The 21,725-nt window shown below is 68.4% G+C and carries 31 protein-coding genes and 1 pseudogene; 9 read left to right on the forward strand and 23 right to left on the reverse strand.

Features of this window, described 5'->3' with window-relative positions; genetic code table 11:
* The 5 genes from ABD908_RS21195 to ABD908_RS21215 all read right to left on the reverse strand — a co-directional run.
* Nucleotides 1-498: DAK2 domain-containing protein (locus ABD908_RS21195; RefSeq protein WP_344999718.1), on the reverse strand; the 498-nt coding region annotated here is incomplete at its 3' end.
* Nucleotides 499-508: 10 nt separating this feature from the next.
* The gene (locus tag ABD908_RS21200; RefSeq protein WP_344999720.1) at nucleotides 509-1,546 is read right to left on the reverse strand and encodes a dihydroxyacetone kinase subunit DhaK; all 1,038 of its coding nucleotides are present in this window, start codon (nucleotides 1,544-1,546) and stop codon (nucleotides 509-511) included.
* Nucleotides 1,547-1,627: 81 nt separating this feature from the next.
* Nucleotides 1,628-2,800, reverse strand: coding sequence for a L,D-transpeptidase (locus ABD908_RS21205; protein WP_344999722.1), 1,173 nt, complete (start codon nucleotides 2,798-2,800; stop codon nucleotides 1,628-1,630).
* Between the two features lie 86 nt (nucleotides 2,801-2,886).
* The gene (locus ABD908_RS21210) at nucleotides 2,887-4,128 is read right to left on the reverse strand and encodes an RNA polymerase sigma factor (RefSeq protein WP_344999724.1); all 1,242 of its coding nucleotides are present in this window, start codon (nucleotides 4,126-4,128) and stop codon (nucleotides 2,887-2,889) included.
* The gene (locus ABD908_RS21215) at nucleotides 4,115-4,483 is read right to left on the reverse strand and encodes a YciI family protein (RefSeq protein WP_344999726.1); all 369 of its coding nucleotides are present in this window, start codon (nucleotides 4,481-4,483) and stop codon (nucleotides 4,115-4,117) included. Before ABD908_RS21215 ends, ABD908_RS21210 begins: the two co-directional genes overlap by 14 nt.
* Before the next feature lie 209 nt (nucleotides 4,484-4,692).
* On the opposite strand from ABD908_RS21215, the gene ABD908_RS21220 reads away from it, so the two are divergent.
* Together ABD908_RS21220 and ABD908_RS21225 are read left to right on the forward strand one after the other, a co-directional pair.
* Nucleotides 4,693-5,532, forward strand: a complete 840-nt coding sequence (locus ABD908_RS21220) for an LLM class F420-dependent oxidoreductase (protein WP_344999728.1) — start codon at nucleotides 4,693-4,695, stop codon at nucleotides 5,530-5,532.
* 172 nt (nucleotides 5,533-5,704) lie between these two features.
* Nucleotides 5,705-6,700 carry an aldo/keto reductase gene (locus ABD908_RS21225; protein WP_344999730.1) on the forward strand — a complete coding sequence of 332 codons (996 nt, stop codon included), beginning with the start codon at nucleotides 5,705-5,707 and terminating at the stop codon, nucleotides 6,698-6,700.
* 93 nt (nucleotides 6,701-6,793) lie between these two features.
* Here the strand turns inward: ABD908_RS21225 and ABD908_RS21230 are convergent, their stop codons facing one another.
* Nucleotides 6,794-7,444: a peroxiredoxin-like family protein gene (locus ABD908_RS21230; RefSeq protein WP_344999732.1), complete on the reverse strand. Its 651-nt coding sequence runs from the start codon at nucleotides 7,442-7,444 to the stop codon at nucleotides 6,794-6,796.
* 99 nt (nucleotides 7,445-7,543) lie between these two features.
* Between ABD908_RS21230 and ABD908_RS21235 the strand changes: the two genes are divergently transcribed.
* On the forward strand, nucleotides 7,544-8,149 hold the full coding sequence (locus ABD908_RS21235; protein ID WP_344999734.1) for a TetR/AcrR family transcriptional regulator: 606 nt from the start codon (nucleotides 7,544-7,546) through the stop codon (nucleotides 8,147-8,149).
* Here ABD908_RS21235 and ABD908_RS27695 read toward each other — a convergent pair.
* Nucleotides 8,067-8,357 carry a MerR family DNA-binding protein gene (locus ABD908_RS27695; RefSeq protein ID WP_385923800.1) on the reverse strand — a complete coding sequence of 97 codons (291 nt, stop codon included), beginning with the start codon at nucleotides 8,355-8,357 and terminating at the stop codon, nucleotides 8,067-8,069. The genes ABD908_RS21235 and ABD908_RS27695 overlap by 83 nt on opposite strands.
* 123 nt (nucleotides 8,358-8,480) lie before the next feature.
* On the opposite strand from ABD908_RS27695, the gene ABD908_RS21245 reads away from it, so the two are divergent.
* Both ABD908_RS21245 and ABD908_RS21250 read left to right on the forward strand, forming a co-directional pair.
* A complete protein-coding gene (locus ABD908_RS21245; protein WP_344999739.1) occupies nucleotides 8,481-8,963 on the forward strand; it encodes an MFS transporter in 483 nt (160 codons plus the stop codon).
* Between the two features lie 100 nt (nucleotides 8,964-9,063).
* Nucleotides 9,064-9,420 carry an MFS transporter gene (locus ABD908_RS21250; RefSeq protein ID WP_344999741.1) on the forward strand — a complete coding sequence of 119 codons (357 nt, stop codon included), beginning with the start codon at nucleotides 9,064-9,066 and terminating at the stop codon, nucleotides 9,418-9,420.
* 111 nt (nucleotides 9,421-9,531) lie between these two features.
* On the opposite strand, the gene ABD908_RS21255 is transcribed toward ABD908_RS21250, so the two are convergent.
* The gene (locus ABD908_RS21255) at nucleotides 9,532-10,014 is read right to left on the reverse strand and encodes an RrF2 family transcriptional regulator (protein WP_344999743.1); all 483 of its coding nucleotides are present in this window, start codon (nucleotides 10,012-10,014) and stop codon (nucleotides 9,532-9,534) included.
* A 44-nt stretch (nucleotides 10,015-10,058) separates the two neighbouring features.
* Here ABD908_RS21255 and ABD908_RS21260 point away from each other — a divergent pair, with 44 nt between their 5' ends.
* Nucleotides 10,059-11,216, forward strand: coding sequence for an MFS transporter (locus tag ABD908_RS21260; RefSeq protein ID WP_344999745.1), 1,158 nt, complete (start codon nucleotides 10,059-10,061; stop codon nucleotides 11,214-11,216).
* A 290-nt stretch (nucleotides 11,217-11,506) separates the two neighbouring features.
* Here ABD908_RS21260 and ABD908_RS21265 read toward each other — a convergent pair whose 3' ends face one another.
* The 3 genes from ABD908_RS21265 to ABD908_RS21275 form a co-directional block, all read right to left on the reverse strand.
* Entirely contained in the window at nucleotides 11,507-11,767 is a 261-nt protein-coding gene (locus ABD908_RS21265) for a Txe/YoeB family addiction module toxin (RefSeq protein ID WP_344999747.1), read from the reverse strand.
* Nucleotides 11,764-12,018: a type II toxin-antitoxin system Phd/YefM family antitoxin gene (locus tag ABD908_RS21270; RefSeq protein WP_344999749.1), complete on the reverse strand. Its 255-nt coding sequence runs from the start codon at nucleotides 12,016-12,018 to the stop codon at nucleotides 11,764-11,766. Before ABD908_RS21270 ends, ABD908_RS21265 begins: the two co-directional genes overlap by 4 nt.
* An 88-nt stretch (nucleotides 12,019-12,106) precedes the next feature.
* Nucleotides 12,107-12,334, reverse strand: coding sequence for a PIN domain-containing protein (locus ABD908_RS21275; protein WP_344999752.1), 228 nt, complete (start codon nucleotides 12,332-12,334; stop codon nucleotides 12,107-12,109).
* Between the two features lie 207 nt (nucleotides 12,335-12,541).
* Between ABD908_RS21275 and ABD908_RS21280 the strand changes: the two genes are divergently transcribed.
* Nucleotides 12,542-12,952 (forward strand): DUF6247 family protein, encoded by a 411-nt coding sequence (locus ABD908_RS21280; protein ID WP_425584400.1) that lies wholly within the window; start codon nucleotides 12,542-12,544, stop codon nucleotides 12,950-12,952.
* 24 nt (nucleotides 12,953-12,976) lie between these two features.
* Here ABD908_RS21280 and ABD908_RS21285 read toward each other — a convergent pair whose 3' ends face one another.
* Both ABD908_RS21285 and ABD908_RS21290 read right to left on the reverse strand, forming a co-directional pair.
* Nucleotides 12,977-13,348 carry a HigA family addiction module antitoxin gene (locus ABD908_RS21285; protein WP_344999753.1) on the reverse strand — a complete coding sequence of 124 codons (372 nt, stop codon included), beginning with the start codon at nucleotides 13,346-13,348 and terminating at the stop codon, nucleotides 12,977-12,979.
* 12 nt (nucleotides 13,349-13,360) lie between these two features.
* Nucleotides 13,361-13,636 carry a type II toxin-antitoxin system RelE/ParE family toxin gene (locus ABD908_RS21290; protein ID WP_344999777.1) on the reverse strand — a complete coding sequence of 92 codons (276 nt, stop codon included), beginning with the start codon at nucleotides 13,634-13,636 and terminating at the stop codon, nucleotides 13,361-13,363.
* 113 nt (nucleotides 13,637-13,749) lie between these two features.
* Between ABD908_RS21290 and ABD908_RS21295 the strand changes: the two genes are divergently transcribed.
* Entirely contained in the window at nucleotides 13,750-14,154 is a 405-nt protein-coding gene (locus ABD908_RS21295) for a prevent-host-death protein (RefSeq protein WP_344999755.1), read from the forward strand.
* 311 nt (nucleotides 14,155-14,465) lie between these two features.
* Here the strand turns inward: ABD908_RS21295 and ABD908_RS21300 are convergent, their stop codons facing one another.
* The 9 genes from ABD908_RS21300 to ABD908_RS21340 form a co-directional block, all read right to left on the reverse strand.
* Nucleotides 14,466-14,762: a helix-turn-helix domain-containing protein gene (locus ABD908_RS21300; protein WP_344999757.1), complete on the reverse strand. Its 297-nt coding sequence runs from the start codon at nucleotides 14,760-14,762 to the stop codon at nucleotides 14,466-14,468.
* Between the two features lie 53 nt (nucleotides 14,763-14,815).
* Nucleotides 14,816-15,082, reverse strand: coding sequence for a hypothetical protein (locus ABD908_RS21305; RefSeq protein ID WP_344999758.1), 267 nt, complete (start codon nucleotides 15,080-15,082; stop codon nucleotides 14,816-14,818).
* A 17-nt stretch (nucleotides 15,083-15,099) separates the two neighbouring features.
* Nucleotides 15,100-15,660 carry a vitamin K epoxide reductase family protein gene (locus tag ABD908_RS21310; RefSeq protein ID WP_344999760.1) on the reverse strand — a complete coding sequence of 187 codons (561 nt, stop codon included), beginning with the start codon at nucleotides 15,658-15,660 and terminating at the stop codon, nucleotides 15,100-15,102.
* A gap of 83 nt (nucleotides 15,661-15,743) precedes the next feature.
* Complete coding sequence (locus ABD908_RS21315; RefSeq protein WP_344999762.1) at nucleotides 15,744-16,337, reverse strand: SDR family oxidoreductase; 594 nt, start codon at nucleotides 16,335-16,337, stop codon at nucleotides 15,744-15,746.
* Nucleotides 16,338-16,362: 25 nt separating this feature from the next.
* Entirely contained in the window at nucleotides 16,363-17,235 is an 873-nt protein-coding gene (locus ABD908_RS21320) for a LysR family transcriptional regulator (protein WP_344999764.1), read from the reverse strand.
* 44 nt (nucleotides 17,236-17,279) lie between these two features.
* On the reverse strand, nucleotides 17,280-17,675 hold the full coding sequence (locus ABD908_RS21325; RefSeq protein ID WP_344999765.1) for a PIN domain-containing protein: 396 nt from the start codon (nucleotides 17,673-17,675) through the stop codon (nucleotides 17,280-17,282).
* Nucleotides 17,672-17,824, reverse strand: a complete 153-nt coding sequence (locus tag ABD908_RS21330; RefSeq protein WP_344999767.1) for a hypothetical protein — start codon at nucleotides 17,822-17,824, stop codon at nucleotides 17,672-17,674. Before ABD908_RS21330 ends, ABD908_RS21325 begins: the two co-directional genes overlap by 4 nt.
* Nucleotides 17,821-18,390, reverse strand: a complete 570-nt coding sequence (locus ABD908_RS21335; protein WP_344999769.1) for a CGNR zinc finger domain-containing protein — start codon at nucleotides 18,388-18,390, stop codon at nucleotides 17,821-17,823. Before ABD908_RS21335 ends, ABD908_RS21330 begins: the two co-directional genes overlap by 4 nt.
* A gap of 124 nt (nucleotides 18,391-18,514) precedes the next feature.
* Nucleotides 18,515-19,897 (reverse strand): MFS transporter, encoded by a 1,383-nt coding sequence (locus ABD908_RS21340; RefSeq protein WP_344999771.1) that lies wholly within the window; start codon nucleotides 19,895-19,897, stop codon nucleotides 18,515-18,517.
* Here ABD908_RS21340 and ABD908_RS21345 point away from each other — a divergent pair.
* Nucleotides 19,802-20,994 (forward strand): IS3 family transposase gene (locus ABD908_RS21345; RefSeq protein WP_425584399.1). Its coding sequence is split into 2 segments (ribosomal slippage): nucleotides 19,802-20,048 and nucleotides 20,048-20,994, totalling 1,194 coding nucleotides; the frame shifts between segments, so codons are not numbered across the junction. The two genes, ABD908_RS21340 and ABD908_RS21345, sit on opposite strands and share 96 nt — an antisense overlap.
* Before the next feature lie 318 nt (nucleotides 20,995-21,312).
* Here ABD908_RS21345 and ABD908_RS21350 read toward each other — a convergent pair.
* Nucleotides 21,313-21,725, reverse strand: a pseudogene (locus tag ABD908_RS21350) (hypothetical protein); the annotation flags it as partial.

The raw sequence follows: 21,725 nt of genomic DNA on the forward strand, positions 1-21,725 counted from the left end.
GTCGAGCGCGTCCGCCGGGTCGGCACCTGCGGCCGCCCGCCGCGCGAGCGCGTCCGCCGCTGGAGCCAGCGCGTCCACCATCGTCTTGTGTCCCACGTGCGCCTTCCCGTATCGCTGGACGGTCGCGACGCCGGTGCTCAGACCCGCGGCGAGGTCAGCGAGCACGGGGGAGTCCGCGACACCGGAGCGGGCGACGTCGCGGAAGAACATCCCGAACAGCGGCCCACTCGTCCCGCCGGTGCCCAGGAATCCCCGCGATACCGCCGTGAGCCACGCCGAGAACGACTGCGGCTGCGCGGTGGTCAACCGTGCCTTGTCGACCTCGGTCCGCGTCCGGCGGAAGGCTGTGGTGATGTTGGTGCCGAAGTCGCCGTCGCCCGCGCGCCGATCCAACTCGCCCAGTGCGACCGCCACGTCGCCGTCACCGTCGAACAGATCGGTCATCCCCATGACCCACGCCCGCGCGAATCCGTCGGGTAGCGGCTGTGTCTCGATCATCCAGGGCTCCTCACCAGGTGAGCGCCGGGGTACGCACCGGTGCGTCCCAGAGGGCGATCAGGTCGTCGTCGGCGGGGGTCAGCGTCACGGAGAAGCCGTGCATGTCGAGCGACGTGACGTAGTCGCCGACCAGGTTGCGCCGCACCGTGATCCCAAGGCCGGCGAGGATGAGGTGCACGGCGCGGGCGACGATCGACAGCTCGATCGGCGTCTCTCCACCCAGGCCGTTGATCACCGCGAGCACGCCGGCGCCGCGCCGCAAACCGAGATCGGCGACCAGCGGCTCCACGAGGCTCGCCGCCAACTCGTCCGCGGGCGCGAAAGCCGCTCTGGCCACGCCTCGTTCGCCGTGGATACCTACGCCCAGCTCGATCTCGTCGGACCCCAGGTCGAACTGCGGGCGGTCGGCGCCGGGGTGCGTTCCCGCGGCCAGCGCCAGGCTCATCGTGCGCGAGTGCCGAGCGACGCGGCGCGCCACCGTCGTCACCTCGCGCAGCGTGCCGCCCTGCTCGGCCCGGGCACCCGCCGCCTTCTCGACGACGACGGTGGCCGCGGTGCCCCGCCGCCCCGGCCCGTCGGCGTCGGTGGTGTCTGCGACATGCGACCCGCTCGCTGCGCTCCCGGCATCGGTCGCGAGATCGTCATCCACCAGCACCATCTCGGTCTCGACCTCGCGGTCGCCCGCCAACTCGCCGGCGATGGTGAAGTTGAGGACGTCGCCGGTGTAGTTCTTCACGATCTGCAGGACACCGCGGCCGCTGTCGGCGGCGAGCGTGCCCTCGTGGACCTGCAGTGCGGTGGGGCTCGCGAACACCGCGCCCGCCACCGCCACGTCGAGCATGCCGACCCCCACGAACCCGGTGTGCAGCGGCTCGTGGCCGGAGCCGCCGCCCGAGACGAGCCCGACTTTGTCGCGAGCGCGCCTGGCGCGCCTGATGAATCCGTACTCGGCGTTGTAGTGCACCAGGTCCGGATGTGCGAGTGCCAGCCCTTCCAACGCCTCCGGTATCACCGCGTCGGCGGCGTTGATGATGTGCCGTCTCACCACTTCCCGGCTCCCGTCACCGTCGGTGTGCCTGCCGCTGCGATGCTACCCGTCCCGGCGATACGCGATGCGGGCTCGTCGCCCTCAGTTCGTGGCGTTGCCGGCCTGCCAGGTGGACCATGGGACCTCCCAGTCGCCGTACGTGTCCCACACCGGCAGGGGCGGTCCGCCCGAATTCGTCACCTCCACCACGTCGCCGATGTTGAAGTGGTCGTACATCCACTGTGCGTTCGCGGGTGAGAGGTTGACGCAGCCGTGCGAGACGTTGCTGTTGCCCTGCTGACCCACCGACCACGGCGCGGAGTGGACGAACTCGCCGTCGTTCGAGATCCGCAGGTCGAGATAGACCGTCTCGCTGTAGTAGCCGGGGTCGCCTTGGCACACGCCGTACGTGCACGAATCCATGACGATGCTCGGCGTCTTCGCCGACACCACGTGCGGGCCGTTGTGCGAGGGGTGCCCGGGATCGCCCAGGCTCATCGGCATCGAGTTCACCTGCGCGCCGTTGTGGAACACGGTGAGCGTCTCGGTGGCGCCGTCGGCCTTCGCGATCCACGAGTCGTGCACCGTGTAGTCCGCGGTGTTGTTCTCCGCCCCGTAGATCCCGTTGCCCAGGTCCACCCCGAACACGTGTGCCTCGATGTGGATCCTGGTGCCGGGCCGCCAGTAGGTCGCGGCGCGGTAGTGCACGTCCTGGTCGTCGGTCCAGTACCACGCGCCGGGCTGCGGTGGGTCGGTGGTGATCACCAGTAGCTTCTGCACCGCGGCCTTGTTCACCACGGGCTTGGTGAACTGGAAGACCATCGGTTGCCCCACGCCGATCCCGGTGCTCGCGACGAGGCCGGGGTCGGGGACCACGTTGGCATATGCGGTCTTGTCCGTGGGGATCGTGGCCACGACGGCCGACTTGGAGGCGGACAGGAAACCCGCCCCGGCCGATTCCGCGGCCACCGTATACCTGGCGCCGAATTCGAGCGGCGACGTGCTCGTCCACGTCGCGTTCTTCGGCCCGAACGTCCCGGCGACCACCTTGCCGGTTCGGACGGACGTCACCACGACCTTCGACAACGGCTCCCCGTCGGCCTGGACGACGATCGGCGTCGCGGGGTTGTGCAGCGTCGTCGCCGCGTGATCCACCGTGATCAGCGCAGCCGGCCTGGGTGACGGCGATGCGGCGCCGCCCCCCGGCCCCCCGGCGCAGCCGGACAGCAGGAGCAGGCCGCCGAGGAGGGCGACGGCCACACGTGGGAGCCTCATCCTCAGCACGATAGCGCCGTGCGGGCGGCCGGGCCACGCCCGACCCCCGACGGTGCCGCATACGTACAGGTCAGCGTTCGTCGGGGCTATACCGCGTCCCGCTTGCGAACGAGGAATTCGCGTTCCACGTCGTTGCCTGCGAGGAGGATCGCCTCGTCGTACGCGGCGCGGGCCTCGTCGAGGCGTCCGAGTCGGCCGAGGAAGTGCGCGCGGGCGGCCGGGAGGTACTCGTACGCCGCGAGCTGGGGGTGCGCCGCGAGAGCGTCCAGGGCATCCAGGGCCGGTCTGGGGCCGTCGGCGTAGCCGAGGGCGACAGCGCGATTGAGGGCGACGATGGGGGAGGGCCAGCGGCGGGCCAATTCGTCGTACAGGCCGACGATCTGGCGCCAGTCGGTGGCGTCGTAGCCGTCGGCCTCGGCATGGACTGCGGCGATCGCGGCCTGTAGCGCGTACGGTCCCGGCCGACGCAGCGAGCCGTGGACGAGGGCGAGTCCCTCGGCGATGAGCTCGCGGTCCCACCTGGTCCGGTCCTGACGTTCCAGCGCGACCATCGCACCGTCGGCATCGAGCCGCGCGTCCCTGCGGGCCTCTGTGAGCACCATCAGGGCCAGCAGGCCGGCCGCCTCGGCGTGCTCGGGGACCAGCGTGTGGAGGATGCGCGCGATCTCGATGGCGCGCTCGGTCAGCTCACGGCGTATCAGCTCGGCGCCGTAGGGCGCGGTGTGGCCGGTCGTGAAGAGCAGGTGCACCACGGTCAGCACCGCGTCGACGCGGTCGGGCAGGTCGGCCGGCGTGGGCACCCGATACGGGATGCGGGCGGCGGCGATCTTCTTCTTGGCGCGGGTGATTCGCGCCGCCATGGTGGATTCGGACACGAGGAACGCGCGGGCCACCTCGGCGGTGGACAGCCCGCACACCAGGCGCAAGGTGAGCGCGACCTGTGCCTCGACCGCGAGGGTCGGGTGGCAGCAGGTGCAGATCAGTCGCAGCCTGTCGTCCGCGAAGTGCGGGTCTACGGCGTCGGCGACCTGTTCCGCGATGTCCTCCTCGCGTTCGTCGGTGACCAGCAGCGGCAGCGCCCGGGACGCGGTGGCGCGGTGCCGCAACAGATCCAGTGCCCGGTTGCGGGCCACGGTGGTGAGCCAACCGCCGGGGCGTGCCGGCACGCCGCGCTGCCCCCACGCCGTCAGCGCCTGGGCGTACGCGTCCTGGACGCACTCCTCGGCGAGGTCGATATCGCGCGTGACGTGCACCGTCGCGGCGAGCACGAAGGCCCACTCGCGCCGGTGCGCGTCACCCACCGCGGTGGCGACGTCAGCCGACGGCACCCGGCACCGACCAGATCGGGCGGACCTCCACCCCGCCTTCGGCCATCGGCACCTGCTTGGCGAGGGCGATTGCGGCGTCCAGGTCCGTCGCCTCGATCAGGTAGTAGCCGCCGAGTTGTTCCTTCGTCTCGGCGAACGGGCCGTCCGTGACCACGAACCCGCCCGCTCCGTCGGGGCGGACGGTGGTGGCGGTGGCCGAGCTCCCCAGGGCGTTGCCGCCGCGAAGCGCAGCGCCGTTGGCTGCGATGAAGGACTGGTGCGCCTGGCCCATCTCCGCCGGCGGCGGGTCGCCGATCTGCTGTTCGTCCTGGTAGATGAGCACGAGATACTGCGTCATGATCCGTGTCCCCTTCATGCGGTGGGTCCGTCCATCGGACCCTCGATAGCTACGACGCGCAAGCCCTGTCGAAATCGACAGGCACACCGCTGAGACCAGGCTGGGGTGTGTGTTCGCAGCGCGGCCTGCTGCACAGGTGTGGTGGATAGGGTTGACCACATCGGCCGGGGTTTGCCGGTCGAGGCGGCCCGGGCCGCGGAGAACCACAGTCCTCGAGGAGTGAATCGATGCGTTTTGCATTCAAGACGGCCAACCAGAGCACCACCTGGGAGGATGTGCTCGCGGTCTGGCGGGAGGCCGACAAGATCGAGTTATTCGAGTCGGGCTGGAACTTCGACCACTTCTATCCGATCGACGGCAACGCGGGCGGCCCCTGTCTCGAGGGATGGATGATGCTGGCGGCGCTCGCGCAGGCCACCGAACGGCTGCGGTTGGGCACTCTCGTCACCGGCATCCACTACCGGCATCCCGCGGTGCTCGCGAACATGGTCTCGACCCTCGACATCATCTCGGCGGGCCGGCTGGAACTGGGTATCGGCGCGGGCTGGAACGAGGAGGAGTCCGGCGCCTACGGCCTGGAGTTGGGCACGCCCCGGCAGCGCAGTGACCGGTTCGAGGAGGCGTGCGAGGTCCTGGTCGGGCTGCTGTCGCAGCCGTCGACGACCTTCGACGGGACCTACTACCAGCTCGTCGACGCGCAGAACGAGCCGAAGGGGCCGCAGCGACCCCACCCGCCCATCTGCATCGGTGGCGGCGGCGAGAAGCGGACGTTGCGGACGGCGGCGCGCTTCGCCCAGCACTGGAACTTCACCGGCGGCACGCCGGAGGACTTCGCGCACAAGCGGGACGTGCTGCACGCGCACTGCGCGGACATCGGCCGCGACCCAGCAGAGATCACGCTCTCCAGCCATGTCGCGTTCGACCCGGTCAAGGGGCCGGCAGCGACGGCGGATCAGGTGGCGGCGCTCGGCGAGGTCGGGCTCGACCTCGCCATCGTGTACCTGCGCCCGCCGCTGGACCCGTCGGTGCTCGCACCGCTGGCCGAAGCGTTGGCGCCGCTGGCCTGATCGCGGGGCCCCGGGCCCCGGGCCCCGGGCCCCGGGCCCCGGGCGACGGTCCGAGGGGATGCGCAGGGGCTTGACTTAGAGCGCACTCCAAGGGACAGACTGCGAGTGGGGGCCGGCACGGAAGTCGCCATGGGGTACCTGGCGAACATCTCGGAAGGGATCCACAATCACCATGCAGTACACGCACCTCGGCCGCTCCGGCCTGTCGGTGTCGCGCCTATGCCTGGGCACGATGAACTTCGGCCCGCTGACCAGCGAGGCCGACGCGCACACGATCATGGATGCGGCGCACGGGCACGGCATCAACTTCTTCGACACCGCGAACGCCTACGGGCTGCGGTCGGGCGGCGTGTCGGGACTCGGCGACGGCAAGGGGTCGACCGAGCAGATCATCGGCCGCTGGTTCGCGCAGGGTGGTGGTCGCCGCGAGCGCACCGTGCTCGCGACCAAGCTCTACGCCGACATGGGCGAATGGCCCAACGAGGGCAAGCTGTCGGCACTGAACATCCGCCGAGCGCTGGACGCGAGCCTCGCCCGGCTCCAGACCGACTACATCGACCTGTACCAGTTCCACCACATCGACCGGGCCACCCCGTGGGACGAGATCTGGCAGGCGATCGAGGTCGCGATCGCCCAGGGCAAGATCCTGTACGTCGGGAGCAGCAACTTCGCCGGCTGGCACATCGCCCAGGCCCAGGGCGCAGCGGCGCAGCGGAATCTGGTCGGCCTGTCCAGCGAACAATCGCTGTACAACCTGATCGCCCGCGACATCGAGTTGGAGGTGATCCCGGCTGCGCAAAGCTACGGTCTCGGGATCATCCCCTGGTCACCGCTGCAGGGCGGGCTGCTGGGCGGTGTACTGCGGAAGGAGCGCGAGGGCAGGCGGCGGTTGGAGGGACGCGCCGCGCAGACGGTGCAGGACAAGCGCGTGCAGATCGAGGCCTACGAGGACTTCGCCGGCGAGCTGGGGCACGAGCCCGGTGACGTGGCGTTGGCATGGCTGCTGCACCAGCCCGCCGTCACCGCACCGATCGTGGGTCCCCGGACCGCAGGGCAACTCGACGACGCCGTCCGCGCCCTCGACGTACGCCTGGACGAGAAGGCGCTCGCCCGCCTGGACGAGATCTTCCCCGGCTACCGCACGGCCCCGGAGCACTACGCCTGGTGAGGCGGCCCCTCGCCTGATGCCCGACGGTGCCGCCGCGTCATCGGGCGTCCAGGGTCGCGCCCCGCGGGGCCGAGTCTGCGGCGATCGGAGACGTCATCGCTCCAGGGCGGCCAGGATGTCCTCGATCTCGGTCCGAGCGGTGTAGTCGGCCTGGATGTCGACGAAGCGGACGGTGCGGGTCCGATCGACGATGAGGACGGTCGGGCGTGGCAGCCGGACCGCACCCTCGGCGTTGACGTCGGCGAGGTCGAGTCCTAGTCGGTGTTGCGCGTCGAGGACGTCTTCCGCCTGTTCGAAGGCGATGCCGATCGAGTGTGCGAGGCGGCTGCCTGGATCGGAGAGCACCGTGAACTCGAGGCCGGCCTTCTCGGCGGTGGAGAGTGACTCGTCGGGGGTCTGCGGGCTGATGGCGACCAACCGTGCTCCGAAGGCGCCGAGCCGGGGCAGCAGTTCGGCCTGGTAGGTGCGCAGCGCGATGTTGCAGTACGGGCACCAGCCGCCCCGATAGAAGACCACCACCGCCGGGCCGGTCGCCAGCAACTCGTCGAGGGACACGGGTGCACCGGTGGCGTCGGTGAGCGTGAACGGGGCCAGGGTGTCGCCCACGGTGATCGCTTCGCTGGGCAGGCCCTGGTCGACGAGGTTCTGGATGCTGCGGTCGAAGACCTCGAGCACGGGGCCCGGTAGGCGCTGCGCGGCTACGGCCTTCGCCTGGGCGGATTGTTCGTGGATGGTGGCAGACATCGGATCTCCAGATCGGGTCGCGGTCACATTGGACTGATTAGTCCAGTCGAGTCTCTCCGACGCGGACTGGACTGTCAAGTCCAGTGAGATACTTGCGGCATGGGAGTGCAGCCGACCACACAGCGGGGGATGGCGACCCGACGCCGCATCATCGATGCCGCTACGCGAGTGGTCGCCGAGAGGGGTGCCGTCGCTGCCAGTCTGGACGAGGTGGGTGATCGCGCGGCGGCGTCCCGCAGCCAGCTGTATCACTACTTCGACGACAAGGCCGATCTGCTTCGTGCGGTCGCCGAGGCGACCAACGATGTCGTTCTCGACGGGCAGCGTGACCTGTTCGCCGAGCTCGGCTCGTGGGCGGGTCTCACCCGCTGGGCGGACGAGCTCGTCGCGCTGCAGGAGCGGCAGGGCGGCCGAGGAGGCTGCCCGATCGCCAACCTCGTCGGTCAGGTCGGCGAACGCGACGACGGTATCCGTACCGTTCTGGCGTCCGGCTTCGATCGATGGGAGGCGGCCATCCGCGACGGTCTGGCCTCGATGATCGCGAGCGGCGAGCTTCGGCCGGATACCGATGCCGCTTGGCTCGCCGCCTCCACGCTGGCGAGTCTGCAGGGCGGTCTCGTGCTCACCCAGGCCCGTCGTGATCCGCAAGCCCTCCGGCGTGCCCTGGACGGCGCTCTCGCTCTGATCGGGAGCCACCGGATGTGACCGGCTGCTGGATGGCGTGCTCGAATTCGGGGCATCCGTCCAGCGAGTGCTGGCGAGGGCAGGTGAGCAGGTGGTCGAGGTAGTCGCGGGCGGTGGTCATCTGCTCGATCTGTGTGTCGAGAGCCTTGCGTCGTTCAGCGACGATCTGCCGCCAGCCACGGCTGTGTTCAGGTCCGGCGAGGACGGCGGCGATCTCGTCCAGGCTCATCAGCCCGGAGCGTCGCCACAACCCGTGGCGTCGATGAAGCCACCGTAGTGGCGGTCGTCACTCTGCGGTGGCCGTGTCGGCTCGCCCTGCTGGTGTTCCTCGGGTATTGTGCTCAGCCACATCGTGGGCGCGCTCTCCGACAGCTACGGCCTGCTGTTCGCGACGCGGTTCGCCGGGGCGTTCGCCTATGCAGGATTCTGGGCTGTCGGCGGCAGCACGGCGATGGCGATGATCGGTCCCGCGCGTCGAGGACAGGCGATGGGCATCGTCGCCGGAGGCCTCACTGTCGCCACCGTGATCGGACTGCCCACCGGCACATGGATCGGGCAACTGCTCGGCTGGCGCGGCGCATTCTGGGCGGTCGCGATCCTCTCGACCCTCGCCGCGGTTGTGCTCGTCGCCTCGGTTCCCGCTCTGCGAGTAGAGAACCCGCCGAGCCTGCGTGACGAACTGCGTGGGCTCCGCCCGCTCCGCCGGTGGCTGTCGTATGCGATGACGGCGGTCGCGACGACCGCACTGCTGGACGCGTTCTCCTATCCGGCCGCGATGCTGCTCGAGACCGCCGGCCTCGATTCGGCCTGGGTGCTGGCGGTGCTCTTCGGATAGGGGTTCGGTGCGCTCATGGGCATCTCGATCGCAGGCAGGGCTGCCGACCGGCTCCCCCCGCGCAGTGCTCGGTATCGGCTTCGCAGGACTCTTCCTGGCATTGCTCCTGCTTTCCCTGCTCGCGCACCGGGCGGTCGCGACGGTCGTGCTCGTGATCGCGGTCGGTCTGGTGGGGTCCTACACCAACCCGGCGCTGAACTCCCGGTTCCTCGCGATCGCCCCGAAGGCCCCGACGCTCTCGGTCTCGGGGAACATCTCGGCTTTCAACGTCGGTATCACGCTGGGCCCGTGGATCGGCGGCCTCGTCCTCGCGGACGGGCACGGCTACCCGGCCGTTCCCGCCGTTGGCGCTGCGGTCGCGACCCTCGCTCTCGGGCTCTGGGGCTGGGATCTCGTCCTGCAGGCACGACAGCGCAGCCGCGAGCAGCAGGGCGAGCTGATAGCCGCTCGCGGCTGAGGTGACCCGATCATCGCTCGGGAGAGCGCCGGGTCACGGTCGCCAGTCCGCGACCCCGGCGGGACGTGCTCGGGAGCGGGCCGATCACCAACCTGGTCGGGTGGGACGTCTCTAGCTGCGGGCGGCGAGGGTTCCGAGCCACTTCGTGGCGCGGCTGCGTGAGCCCATCGCGGATGAGGTGAGTAGGTCGGCGATGGTGGTGGCCGCGAGTTCGTTGCGCCAGGCCGTTTCGGCGTTGTGCATCAGGGACGCGATGCCACACGAGCGTCGGCACTGCCCTGGTGACAATCCGACCGGTCCGCGTTGCCGGATCTCGGTGCAGCGGAACATCTCCGTGTCGCCGTCGACCGCGATGACGACGTCCAGTGCGGTGATCTTCTCCGCCGGTCGCGCGAGCAGGTAGCCACCGCGTGGTCCGGTGGTCGCCACAAGTATCCCGGCGTTCACGAGCGCCTTGAGCGCTTTGGCGAGGTAGGGCTCGGGGAGCCCGTAGAACTCGGCGAGCCTACGGCGCGGCAGCGGTGAGTCCGGCGGCGTCTGTGCCAGCAGCCAGCAGCAGTGCATGCCCCACTCGACGGTGCTGGGCAACTCCATAGCCGACATCATAGAGCCGGCATAATTATGGATATTATCCATCGATGATATCTCGTTTTGTTGGTTGGCTGTCCCTGTTCATGGTCGGTACCGATCTGTTCGTGGTCTCTCCGCTGCTTCCGCAGATCAGCGAGGAGGCCGGTGTCAGCCTGAGCGTCGCAGCCTGGATGGTCACCGCGTTCTCGCTGGCCTACATCGTCGGTGGCCCGTTCAACGGCGCGCTCGCAGAGCGGATCGGTCACCGCCGCGTGCTACTCGGGGCGCTCGCGGCGTTCGCTGCCGCGAACCTGATCACCGCCATACCGGCGCCGTTCTGGGTGCTGCTGGCCGCCCGGCTCCTGGCGGGTGCGGCGGCATCAGGGATCACACCGACGATCTACGCGCTGATCGGGGCGAGCGCACCGGGAGATCAGCGCGCCGGGTGGCTGGCGACCGTGACCTCTGGTCTATTGCTCGCCTTGGCGACCGGGGCGCCGCTCGGGACGCTGTTCGCCGCATGGGTGGGCTGGCACATGGTCTTCGTGGTCCTCGCCGCGGCGACCGTCGGGCTTCAGGTGCTGGTCGCCTCCACCGTGAAGTCGCAACCGGCGACAGAAGGTGGCGGTCGGTCGGCCGCCGCGGCGGTGCTCGCGACGTGGAGCCGTGTCCGTGCGGTCGCGGTGACGATGCTGTGGGCGTTCGCCGTCTACGGGCTGTACACCTACCTCGGAACGATCCTGCGAGTCGATCGCGAATGGGCGCCCAGCCTGGTGGCGGCAGCACTGGTCTGCTACGGACTCGGCGCCGTCGTCGGCAACCTCATCGGCGGCAAGCTCGCAGACCGCTACGGCGGCCGAGTCGTGAGCGTCGCCGGACTCGTCCTGGTCGCCGTGGTCGAAGCGCTCTTCGGTGTCCTGATGCATGCCCCCACCGCCGCTCTGCTGTGCGTGTTCGCCGCGTTCGCGCTGGCCGCCTACCCGTTCTTCCCCGCGCAGCAAGCGCGTCTGGTCGTGCACTTCGGCAACCGAGCAGGTGGAGCCCTGGCCTGGAACAACAGCGCCATGTACGTCGGCATCCTGATCGGCTCGATCGTCGGCGGGCCCGTCCTCCACGCCTGGGGGCCGTCCCGACTCGCGTGGATGACCGCCGCAGTCGCGGTCGTGGCAGCGCTCGTCGCCGCTCGCGGACTGCCAGTGGCTGCCGACGCTCCGTCGGCTGTATGAGCTCGCCGCGGCAATGACCCCCGGCGTCGGCAACGCGTTCGAGGACCGGCGGCGAGAGCTGCACGTGTCCGGCGGGCAGACGATCGAATACCGGCGTCGCCGCGCCGCCGACCCGATGGGCTTGTCGAGCCCCCTCCACAAGTATGACGGCGGTGTCGGGATCACACAGCGCGCTCACCCCGGTCGGCAGCAGCCCGGTGTCGTCGCCCCAGCCGCGCATCCGATGCATCGTGGATCGGCGGCGGACCTCCCTGAACAGCTCCTCCGCTGTGGGCAGGCCATCCCGATCATCAGCGGCTGTAGTGGTACCGGCATGCGGCGATACGGATGTCGCCGTCGGCGATCTTGTAGACGAGCCGGTGCTCGTCGGTGATCCGGCGCGACCAGTAGCCCTGGAATCCGTGTTTGAGCGGTTCGGGCTTGCCGATGCCCTCGTTGCCGTTCCTGTCGATGTCCTTGATCAGCGTGTTGACGCGTTTGAGGATCTTGCGGTCCTCGGTCTGCCACCGGACGTAGTCCTCCCAGGCGAGGGAGTCCCAGACCAGCCTCATCCGTCGATGAGACCGTGCTCGTCTCCGCCGCCGGATTCGAGGCGCTCGATGGAGGCGATCAGGCGACGTGCGTTCTCCGGGCTCCGCAGCAGGTAGGCGGTCTCCTTGAGCGACTGGTAGTCGTCGAGCGACACGATCACGACGGGCTCGTGCCCGGCGCGGGTGATCACGACCTCCTCGCGGTCGTTGGTCACCGCATCGAGCGTCTCGGCGTACTTCGCCCGGGATTCGGAATAGGTCATGGTCTTCACAGCGATCACCTCTCTACGTACAGAAAATTGTACGTCTGGGGGTGGTTGCAGTCAACGCCCGAGACGGTCCCCTCACTGCGGCAGTCCGCTATCTCGGATCGCGCCACGGATCGAGGCGGCGGACACCGAGAGGTTCGAAATGCCGCACGTTGCGGGTCGCGACGGTCATCCCCGCGGACTCGGCCACCGCGGCGATGAGCGCGTCGTCGTACGAGGCGTGTTCGGGCACCCGGTAGGTGGCGAGGATCCGTGCGGACTGGAGGTCGAACGGCCACCCCCACCCGGTCGCCGCCGGACAGCGTCGTCGCGATCCCATCCGCACCGTGATCCTCTACCGAGCTGCGACGGCCCCTTCGGTACCGATTCACCGACCGCATACGGCGCGTCCGCTGGACGGTGCGTGCGACCAGGAGGCGACGCGTGGCTGGCATCGCGAACGGCAGGCGGGCGATACGATGCGCAGGTGAGTGGCTACATCGCGGTGGAGAGGACCGGTCCCGCGATCCGCGCCGCGCTCGCCGCTGTGGCACCCGAGGACCTTGCAGAGTTCGAGGCGGAGTTCCGGATCGCCCTGGCCGAGACCGACGACGACTTCGACCTGTCGCGGGTGGACGAGGTTCGCGATCGGTGGTGGGGTGTGGCGCACCTGCGACTCAACCCGCCGACTCCGGAGGAGCGCAGCGTCATCGCGCAGGTGGCCGCTGGTGACTTCGATGGACTCCCGACCTCCCCGAGGAGGACGGGTTGGTGGCGCTGTATTCGCCGATCTGGTTGGAGATCGCCCGGGAACAGTACGCGGCGCTACCGGACGACATGCGGCGTTCCTTCGATGCGACGTTCTCGGCGATCCTCGACGATCCCAAGGGTGGCGGGCGATACGACAAACGGGCCGACCAGTGGACTGCGGTGTTCGCCGGTGGTCGGGGACTGCTGACCTGCGCGGTGAACGACCAGTACGTCAAGGTGATCGTTCTCCGCATCGTCCGGTCGGTTCCCCAGTCGATGCGGTTCGCGATGCAGCCGTGGACCCGGCGGCGGATCGGCCCGCCAGCGGTGTCACGGCGAGCAGTTCGTCGGCGTGTGCGCTGCGGGCGATGTCGGCGTCGTAGCGGGCCTGCATGTTGATCCAGAACATCTCCGACAGGCCGAGCGCACGGGCGAGCCGCAGCCCCGTGTCCGCCGTGATCGACCGCCTACCGTTGGCGATCGCGTTGATCCGGGGCAGGGGGAGTCCGGTCGCCTTCGCGAGCGCGTACTGCGAGATACCGAGCGGCTCGAGGAACTCGGTGCGCAGCAGGATCCCCGGGTGGGTGGGAAGGAAGTCGGCCATGGCTCGTCTCCGTTAGTGGTAGTCCACGAGTTCGAGGTCGTGCGCGCCGTCGTCCCATCGGAAACAGAGACGCCACTGGTCGTTGATTCGGATGCTGTGCTGACCGGACCGAACCCCGCTGAGTTTCTCCAGTCGGTTCCCGGGAGGGATACGCAGATCATTCACATTCCCCGCCGCGTCGATGAGCTGCATCTTGCTGCGGGCTTTCCGCGCCAGTTCCGGACTGAACCGCTTCACGAACCTCAGCTGCCAGACCACCTCGGTGTCGCTGTCAGCGAACGACCGTATCGCTTCACGATACTATCGCTATACGGTAGTATCGTCAAACGATATTCCAGGACGGGCAACCGCGTCCCTCCGGACGAATCTCACGTGCACGATCGTGTACACGGGAGGCGACCATGGACACGACCTACCGCAGCGTCCGCGACGCACGCGACCATCTCGAGGACATCCTCGACGCCGCTGGTGAGGGACGACCGACGGGTATAGTCCGCGACGACAGGCGCGTCGCCGCCGTCGACGCGGACCGGCTGCTGCACTACCTCATGTCGGTGCACCCGTCCGGCGCCGCTGTGGTGGCCGAGGCCGACGGGTGGTCGATCTTCATCCCCGGCACCCCGATCGCGGCCGACGGGTCGACCCTCGACGAGGCGATCGACGAGATGATCGACGCGCTGCGGGACTACGCAGACGAATGGTCCGACAGCCTCCGGATCGCACCGAACCATGCCGACAACTGGGCCCTCGTGCAGATCGTGTCCATCGCCTCCGACGATCAGCTGCGCTCCTGGCTCCGGAGCTGATCGGGTGGGGGATCATCACCGCTGCGCCACCCGCGACGATCACCACGAGTCCTGCGCGGTCGAGGGCTGGGAGCGGCGGAGGAGCGCGACCGGTCGCCGGGCACCCACCACGTCATCTATCGGTTCGCGCTCCCGGACGGACGTGTGCTGTACACGCGCATCGGCCATCCGGTCGACCGCACCGACTACGGTGCGAGCCTGTGGAGTCACATCCTCCGGGACCAGACAGATGTCGAAAGCAGAAGCGATCGCACGCCTCGCGCAGTTCTACACCGAAGCGAACTGATCGACGGCCCCCGAGCGACGGTCCCTCACCGCTGCGGCAGCAGCCGCTCCGGCGGCACACCCGACGCCGCGAGCCGGTACAGCGTCGACAGGTGCGGGTCCGAACACCGGTCACCCGAGCTGGTGTTGCGCTCGATGTTCGACACCTGGTTGCGGTGCAGCCCCGCGCGTTCGGCCAGCTGCGTCTGCGACAGACCACGCTCACGGCGCAGCGCCTGCACGCGGCGGCCCAGATCCGCACCGTAGGGGGACCAGTCGGAATCGGTGGGGCTGCTCGGGTGGGTCGGGGCGGTGTCTTCGGTCCGTTCGGTCTCGTGGGTCACGGGACGATTGCGCCACACAATGTGTTGGTTGTGGTGCAGTCGCGATCCGGTCGTCAGACCAGCTCGTTCAAGCGGGCCGTGGCCCGCGTCAGCTGGGAGGGGGAGAGATCCGCGTAGCTCTCACCGTGCTCTCCGTCTATGACGCGCGCGACGACTGCGACGCCTGCCAGTCGGATGACGTCCCGTCCCAGGTACGAGCGGGCCAGTCGCATCACCGGCTGGTCCGCGGGTGCGCTGCGCAGCGCACCCTCCTCGTCCACGATCAGCACCAGATCGTAGGTCGCGGTGGCTATCGGCGCCGCCGGCGTGGGTGGAGGCATTTCCCATTGGCTGGCCCCTACAGTGAGGCGAGGATGTTCAGGTTCGCCTGCGCTGCGGCGAGGATCACGGCGTAGAGCAGCGCGGTGATGAGCAGTGTCCACGGTGTGATCGCGGCGCCGATCCGCTGTAGTGCGGCGCCGACGCGCCCTTGTGTCATGTTGTGCACCGTCACGGTGAGCCACATAGGGATCACGGCGGCATATACAACTGCGCACCAAGGGCACAGGGTGCCGAGGTGGAAGATGCTTTCGTAGGCGAGCCATGCGATGAATCCCATCGCGAACCACATGCCCAGGTTGAACACGAGCCAGTACCAGCGTGGGAGACGTACCCGGCCGAGTAGGGCCACGCCCACAACGAGGGGCGCGGGAAACGTCATCAGGCCGAGCAGCGGGTTGGGGAACCCGAAGACCTTGCCCTGCCAGGACAGGATGTTCCTCCCGCACTGGAGCGTGGCGCTGATCGAGCACATGAGGTGCGCGGTGGGGTTCCCGAGGAGGGTGAAGTCGTCCTGGGTGAGCGCGAATGACGCGACCAGCCCGAGTAGGCCGCCTACGACCAGTACGGCGGCCAGCACTGTATGACGAGGGACTGGGTGTGAGCTTCGGCACTGGTCATCGTGATCGTCATCGTCGGTGACGGACCTGATGGACTGGACGGTCATGAGTCACCTTCCTGGGGCGCGGAGTGTGGGGCGAAGATCGGCCCGCGGTGGGTGTGGGTGGCAGAGGATTGCGCGACGGGCCGTACCACGATCTGGTCGATATTGACGTGGGCAGGCAGGGAGAGGACGGCGACGATGATCGCCGCCACGTCGTCGGCGGTGAGAGGGCGGTCGACGTCGCGGTAGGTGGCGGCGGCCCGGTCTGGATCGTTGACCCGGTTGAGCGCGAACTCTTCGGTGTGCACCATTCCGGGTGCGATCTCGGTGATCCGGAGGGTGCCTAGGACGTTGATCTCGAAGGTCTGTCGCCAGGTCTCGGGCGCGGTATCGGTGATCGACGCGAGATCGAACGCACCTCCGGCCACATTAACGAGGACGTCGCAGTCGGTGATCGACTCAGCGAGACCGGCGACATCGTCCGGGTCGGTCAGGTCGGTCACGTGCGGGACGGCGCCGGTCTCGAGAGTGAGGTCCTCGAGGCGTTCGGCGCGGCGCGCGACCGCGTGGACTCTGTATCCGTCGGCGGCGAGCGCACGCACGGTGGCGGCGCCGATTCCGCTGGAGGCGCCGGTGACTACTGCTGTGGGCATGCGGGATCCTTCGTAGCGAGTGGGTTCAGGCGGCCGCTGCGTGAGCAGGAATCGGCTTGTTGCGCAGGATGTCTGCGAGGGCCCGTATCGGCGGGTTGGTCGCGTGTTCGCCGAGCCAGGCGGCGCGAGCGGTGAGCGGAGCCGGATTCGCCCAGGCGATCTCGTGCAATGCCCCGGCTCCGAGTTCGCGGGCGACCGCCACCGTCGGGAGGGGGGCGACGCCGATGCCGGCGATCGCGGCCTGTTTGACCGCTTCGATCGTTCCGAGGCCCATGACCGTGGTGTGCCGGTCCCGGCTGCCTGTCGAATGGTAGGTGCTGGCATAGATGCAGTGCTCTCCGACGGTGAGCAGCGGCTGGTCCTCGGTGGTGGTGATGGAGGGGTGCGCGACGAGGCTCAGCGGTTCATCGCCCAGTCCGACGCTGTCGTAGGGGGCGGGTAGCGCGGCGTCGGTGTGGAGGAACGCGGCGTCGATCGTGTAGCCGCTGAGCGCCGCGAGCATCGCGACGGCGCCCTCGTGGAACGTTTTGATGCTCAAGCGCAGGTTCGGGTATCTGCAGCGGAACTCTTGAATGACCGCGGGCAGACGGTACGTCGCTATCGACTCCGTCGCTCCGATGTTCAGGGTGCCTTCCAGATCGTGGTCGTCGCGACCTGCGGACAGTGCCTCCTCGGTCAGCCGCAGGATCCGCTGAGCGGTGGGCAGGAGCCGTTGTCCAGCTGCCGTCATGTACGTACCGTCTCTTCGCCGTTCGAAGAGAGGGCAGCGCATCTGTTGCTCGAGGCTCTTGATCTGAGAGGTCACCGCGGACTGGGAGTATCCCAGCTGTGTGGCGGCGCGCGTGAAGCTGCGGGTCTGCGCGATGGTGGTGAATGCTCTGAGTTGACGCTCGTCCATGGTTTTCTCCCCCTCGTGGTCGGATGTGCCGTCGACGGAGCCGGTCACAGCGCCTGGGGCGCGATTCCCAGTCGGGCCGCGGCGGTGAGCAGCTCGATGTCGTACGACAGGATCGAGTCGATCCTGGCCTGGAACGGGATGATCGTCGCCAGGTGTATGGCGCGGGTATGTCCGAAGTCGGTGGTGACCAGGTCCTTCGCGGTGTCCCGGACCAGTCCGTCCGACTGGACCTCGATCAGCTGGGGGCAGGCGAACACCTCCCGTGTGCGGGTTCGGATCGCCTCGGTGGCTGCGGGGAGGTTGTCGCGGATCTCCTGGCGTGATATCGAGCTGAACAGGAATGCCTGGTCGCGGTTCGTGCGCATCCATGCGCACAGCAGCGGCGTCTCCGGGTGGCGGATGACGAGTCTCACCAGTGCCGTGGTGTCGATGTAGATCACAGTTGCTCCTGCGGGCCGCTGGTCTCTCGGACGCGGGCGTCGACGATGGCTATCGCGGCGTCGGCGTGCTCGCGTGTCTCTGGAGTGATGCACGCGTCGAGGTCCCAGAGCGGGCAGTGGTCGCGGCGGGCGTCCGGGTGGGAGTTCATGTGTCGGACACCTCGTCGCGGGCACGGGTCCGGTGGGCGGCGACGCGAGCTCTGTTGCCGCAGGTGGCGGCGGAGCACCACTTGCGGTTGCCGGCGCGCGAGGTGTCGACGAAGAAGGTGCCGCAGGTGTGCGCGGTGCATTGCCGCACTCGGTGGGCGTGCGGTCCCGTCGTGAGCGCGAGGGCGTCGGCGGCGATCCGGTACAGGACGGCGTCGGCCCGGTCGGCGGCGGCATCCACCGCAATCAACCGGTCTGGAGCCTGCGGGTCCACCGAGGCGAGTGCCACCGCGCCGTGTCCCAATGCGCGGTTGAGCTCTGCTACCGCCGCGGGGTGCTGTGCCGCTCCGGTGGTCTGGGCGGTGAAGATGTCGAAGATCGCCTGCCGCAGGGCACGCAGGTCGGCGACCTCCTCATCCGTGAGATGAAGCACCGTCGGGAATCCGTTGTTGCGCAACCATACCGACGTGGTATCCGGATTCGTCAGGTCGTCGGTGGGCTGGTCGGAGAACCGGCCGTGGATGGTCCCGACGAGTTTGAGGCTGACCGGCGGATCGGTTTCGGCCATGGCTGACATCCCTTCCCGGTGGAGGCGGATCGAAGCTCGATGTAACTGTTTCAACACATTACTCCTGGTGTTCGGATCGGAGCGGCTCGATCCCGATCCGAACACCAGACGAGTGTGGTGCGCGTCAGATGGCGAGGTCTCGGCGCGGCTCACGAGGCATGAGGAACGCGGAGATCAGTGCCGGGAGAGCGCCGACGAGAAGCATCACCGTCGACCAGGAGGCGGCGGGCAGGAGGGTGGAGATGATGATCGGGGTGATGAACGCGCCGCCGAACACCATGGTGTTCTCCAATCCCAATGCGGTACCGGAGCGCTCGGCGCCGGCGGTGACCGCGATGTCGGCGTAGTGCACGCCGTGCCATCCGCAGGCGAGTGCCCCCGAGGCGACGAGCAGGGCTGCGACGGCCCAGGTCGATAGTGCGCCGTACAGGGCGAGGAGGGCGAAGCCCGCGGTGATCAGCCAGCTGTAGATCCGGACGATGCTCCGGCGGTAGCGGCCGCCCTTCAGGTCGGTCCACTTGCCGCCGATGACGCGGGAGGCGCCGCCGAGGATCTGGACGACGACCAGCAGTCCCGCGATGGAGCCGATCGACATGTGCTTGACCTCGTGCAGGAAGATGGCACCGAAGGTCAGGACGGTGAACTGCGGCAGATCGAGGAGGAACGCCACCAGTGCCACGCGCCAGATCACCCACCGTCGCAACGGACTCTCGCCGGCCGCCCCGCCGGCCGCCTGGTTGGACTTCGGGATGGGGGCCTCATCCAGGAAGGCGACGACGGCAGCGGTCGCCAGAGCCGACAGCACCGCGAGGAACACGAACACCCACCGGAACCCGAACGCCATACCCAACGGCGGCAGGACCGCGGCGCCGATGGCGCCACCGACCGGCACCGCGGTCGCACGGATACTGATGGCGAAACCACGTTCGTTCGGCTTGAACCAGCCCATCACCGCCCGTCCACTGGTGGAGTTGATGCACCCGCCGGACGCGCCTGCGATGAGCAGCACGGCCGACAACAGCCAGTAGCTGGGGACCGCGTTCCCGTGCGGCGCGAGGAACACGGCGGCGAGGACGAACATGATCGTCGTTCCGGACAGGCCCGTGATCAGCACCGGTCGTTCGCCGACCCGATCGGTCACGATGCCCCAGGCGACCTCGGTGATCGCGATCCCGCAGGTGACCGCGGCGAGGACGATGCCGAGCTGATGGGTGGTGAGGTGATACGCCGTCTGCAGCACGGGTCCGGATGTGGGGATGCCCTGGAAGGCGATGGAGAACGCCGCCTGAGCGCCGACACCGATCCCGAGGACACCCCACTTGTAGCGGGCGCCGTGCCCGCGGACCTGGCGTGCCTCCTGGATCCCGGACTGAGGACAAAATAGGATCCATTCCTGAAAGGGGATGCTGGGATGAAGCGGCAGAAATTCTCTCCGGAGTTCCGAGAGGAGACGGCGAAGCTGGTTGTCGAGGGCAACCGGTCGATCGCTGCCATCGCTCGTGAGCATGGATTGAACGAGACGACCGTCGGTAACTGGGTGAAGAAGTACCGCGAGGAACACGCCGGCGAGGAGGAACCACCGTTGGAGCTGTCCGAGCGTGCCCGACTGCGGGAGTTGGAGCGGGAGAACCGCGACCTGATGTTGGAGAACGCCTTCTTAAAAAAAGCGGCGGCGTACTTCGCGAAGGAGCAGCGGTGAGCGAGAGATATGCGTTCATCGCGGCGGAGTACGCGGATCCCACGGTGGTCGTCGACGGTGTCGCGCCCCGGCTGTATCAGATGCTGGCGTGGCTGGGTGTGTCGCGCTCGGGCTATCACGAGTGGCGCCGGCGCGGGGAGTCCGCGGCTGCGCGGCGGCGGACGGACCTGGGTCTGAAGATCGAGGCGCTCTTCGACGCCCACGGCGGCCGGTACGGGTACCGGCGGATCCACGCCGAGCTGCTCCGCGGTGGCGAGGACGTCGGCGACGAACTGGTCCGCAGACTCATGCGTGAGATGAATCTCGTTGCTGTGCAACCTAGGCCGTTCCGGAGGACGACCATCCCCGGCGAGGCCGCGGCGGATCGGCCGGATCTGGTGCAGCGGGACTTCACCGCCGACCGGCCCGGCGTCAAGCTCGTCGGTGACATCACCTACATCCGCACTTGGGAGGGGTGGCTGTACCTGGCGACGGTGATCGACTGCTTCAACCGTGAGGTGATCGGGTGGGCGGTGGCCGACCACATGCGCGCCGACCTGGCGGTCGCCGCAGTCGACATGGCGGCGCGCAATCACCTCCTCGAGCCGGGATGCATAATGCACCACGACCGGGGAAGTCAATACACTTCCTCGGAGTACATGAGAAAGCTCGACCAGCTCGATTTGAGGGCCTCGGTCGGCCGGACCGGCGTGTGTTGGGATAATGCACTCGCAGAATCGTTCTTCGGGGCGTTGAAGAACGAGCGGGTTCACGTGATGGTGTACCCGACACGAAGAAAGGCACGCGACGATATTGCGTGGTATATCGAGATGTACTACAATCGGAGGCGATTGCATTCCACACTCGGGTATCGAACTCCGAATGAGGTGCGCAGTCGGTACGAATCGTCGCTGGCAGCGGCATAGAAACCGCAGAAATCTCGGTCCGGAAAACGCGGGGCGCCTCACATCTCGTAGCCCGCAACTCCTGTACAGGCGATGGTACCAGCGGCTCCACCGATGGCACCGCCGGCCAATGCAGCAGGGCCGCCCTCGGCGAATGCCGCGGCTCCAGCCACCGCCAATACCGCTCCGCACAAAGCGCCGGCGGTTACAGGCCCCATTAGCTCGGCATAGTTCCAGATCTTCGCGGTCTCATCCTGGTCGAACAACTTGGTGTGCTTAGTGCATCGCACGATAACGCCGCACACGTGGAGGCCTTCTTGGCGATTGTCGAGAATGTACTCATCTTGCAGCGACGACTGATCGGTCGATGACGTCGCCGACCCTCCGCTGCCGACTGTCTGCGCGGGCGTTGTGCTGACTGGCCCATTTGTGGCCGGGTTTAGAGCCGATCGGTCGCTGAGTCGTCTGGACGGGCGGCCGGGTGACCGTCGGCGTCCCGCAGTTGTAGATGCAGCCGTTGGTGGCGGTGGGCCAGTCCGGGGTCTGCACGCTCATCCCGGGTGTGGTTCCGCCGGTGTCCGTGGGGAGTGTCGGTATGCCGGTGTTGGTGGCGGGTCCGATCGTTGTCGTGGGTGCCTGGGGTGCGGTGGTCTGGATGGTCGGGGTGTTGATCGTCGGTGTCGATCCCCCTCCGCCGCCCGGCGCGCCGGGGGTGCAGGTGGGGTCTGTCGGCAGGCACGCGTGCGCGGCCG

This window comes from Tsukamurella soli (assembly GCF_039541155.1).
Lineage (GTDB): Bacteria > Actinomycetota > Actinomycetes > Mycobacteriales > Mycobacteriaceae > Tsukamurella > Tsukamurella soli.

Bases quoted from the DNA above. Each gene is read 5' to 3' on its own strand.
- ABD908_RS21335 (WP_344999769.1), bottom strand. From the start codon at position 18,390: ATGGCCGAAACCGATCCGCCGGTCAGCCTCAAACTCGTCGGGACCATC.
- ABD908_RS21265 (WP_344999747.1), bottom strand. From the start codon at position 11,767: ATGAGGCTGGTCTGGGACTCCCTCGCCTGGGAGGACTACGTCCGGTGG.
- ABD908_RS21205 (WP_344999722.1), bottom strand. From the start codon at position 2,800: ATGAGGCTCCCACGTGTGGCCGTCGCCCTCCTCGGCGGCCTGCTCCTG.
- ABD908_RS21225 (WP_344999730.1), top strand. From the start codon at position 5,705: ATGCAGTACACGCACCTCGGCCGCTCCGGCCTGTCGGTGTCGCGCCTA.
- ABD908_RS21295 (WP_344999755.1), top strand. From the start codon at position 13,750: ATGGACACGACCTACCGCAGCGTCCGCGACGCACGCGACCATCTCGAG.
- ABD908_RS21315 (WP_344999762.1), bottom strand. From the start codon at position 16,337: ATGCCCACAGCAGTAGTCACCGGCGCCTCCAGCGGAATCGGCGCCGCC.
- ABD908_RS21230 (WP_344999732.1), bottom strand. From the start codon at position 7,444: ATGTCTGCCACCATCCACGAACAATCCGCCCAGGCGAAGGCCGTAGCC.
- ABD908_RS21305 (WP_344999758.1), bottom strand. From the start codon at position 15,082: ATGCCTCCACCCACGCCGGCGGCGCCGATAGCCACCGCGACCTACGAT.
- ABD908_RS21285 (WP_344999753.1), bottom strand. From the start codon at position 13,348: ATGGCCGACTTCCTTCCCACCCACCCGGGGATCCTGCTGCGCACCGAG.
- ABD908_RS21235 (WP_344999734.1), top strand. From the start codon at position 7,544: ATGGGAGTGCAGCCGACCACACAGCGGGGGATGGCGACCCGACGCCGC.
- ABD908_RS21260 (WP_344999745.1), top strand. From the start codon at position 10,059: ATGATATCTCGTTTTGTTGGTTGGCTGTCCCTGTTCATGGTCGGTACC.
- ABD908_RS21275 (WP_344999752.1), bottom strand. From the start codon at position 12,334: ATGGGATCGCGACGACGCTGTCCGGCGGCGACCGGGTGGGGGTGGCCG.
- ABD908_RS27695 (WP_385923800.1), bottom strand. From the start codon at position 8,357: ATGAGCCTGGACGAGATCGCCGCCGTCCTCGCCGGACCTGAACACAGC.
- ABD908_RS21340 (WP_344999771.1), bottom strand. From the start codon at position 19,897: ATGCTCACGAGCGATGGCAGCGATCGACCGGTTGCCCTCGACAACCAG.
- ABD908_RS21255 (WP_344999743.1), bottom strand. From the start codon at position 10,014: ATGGAGTTGCCCAGCACCGTCGAGTGGGGCATGCACTGCTGCTGGCTG.
- ABD908_RS21330 (WP_344999767.1), bottom strand. From the start codon at position 17,824: ATGAACTCCCACCCGGACGCCCGCCGCGACCACTGCCCGCTCTGGGAC.
- ABD908_RS21320 (WP_344999764.1), bottom strand. From the start codon at position 17,235: ATGGACGAGCGTCAACTCAGAGCATTCACCACCATCGCGCAGACCCGC.
- ABD908_RS21220 (WP_344999728.1), top strand. From the start codon at position 4,693: ATGCGTTTTGCATTCAAGACGGCCAACCAGAGCACCACCTGGGAGGAT.
- ABD908_RS21215 (WP_344999726.1), bottom strand. From the start codon at position 4,483: ATGAAGGGGACACGGATCATGACGCAGTATCTCGTGCTCATCTACCAG.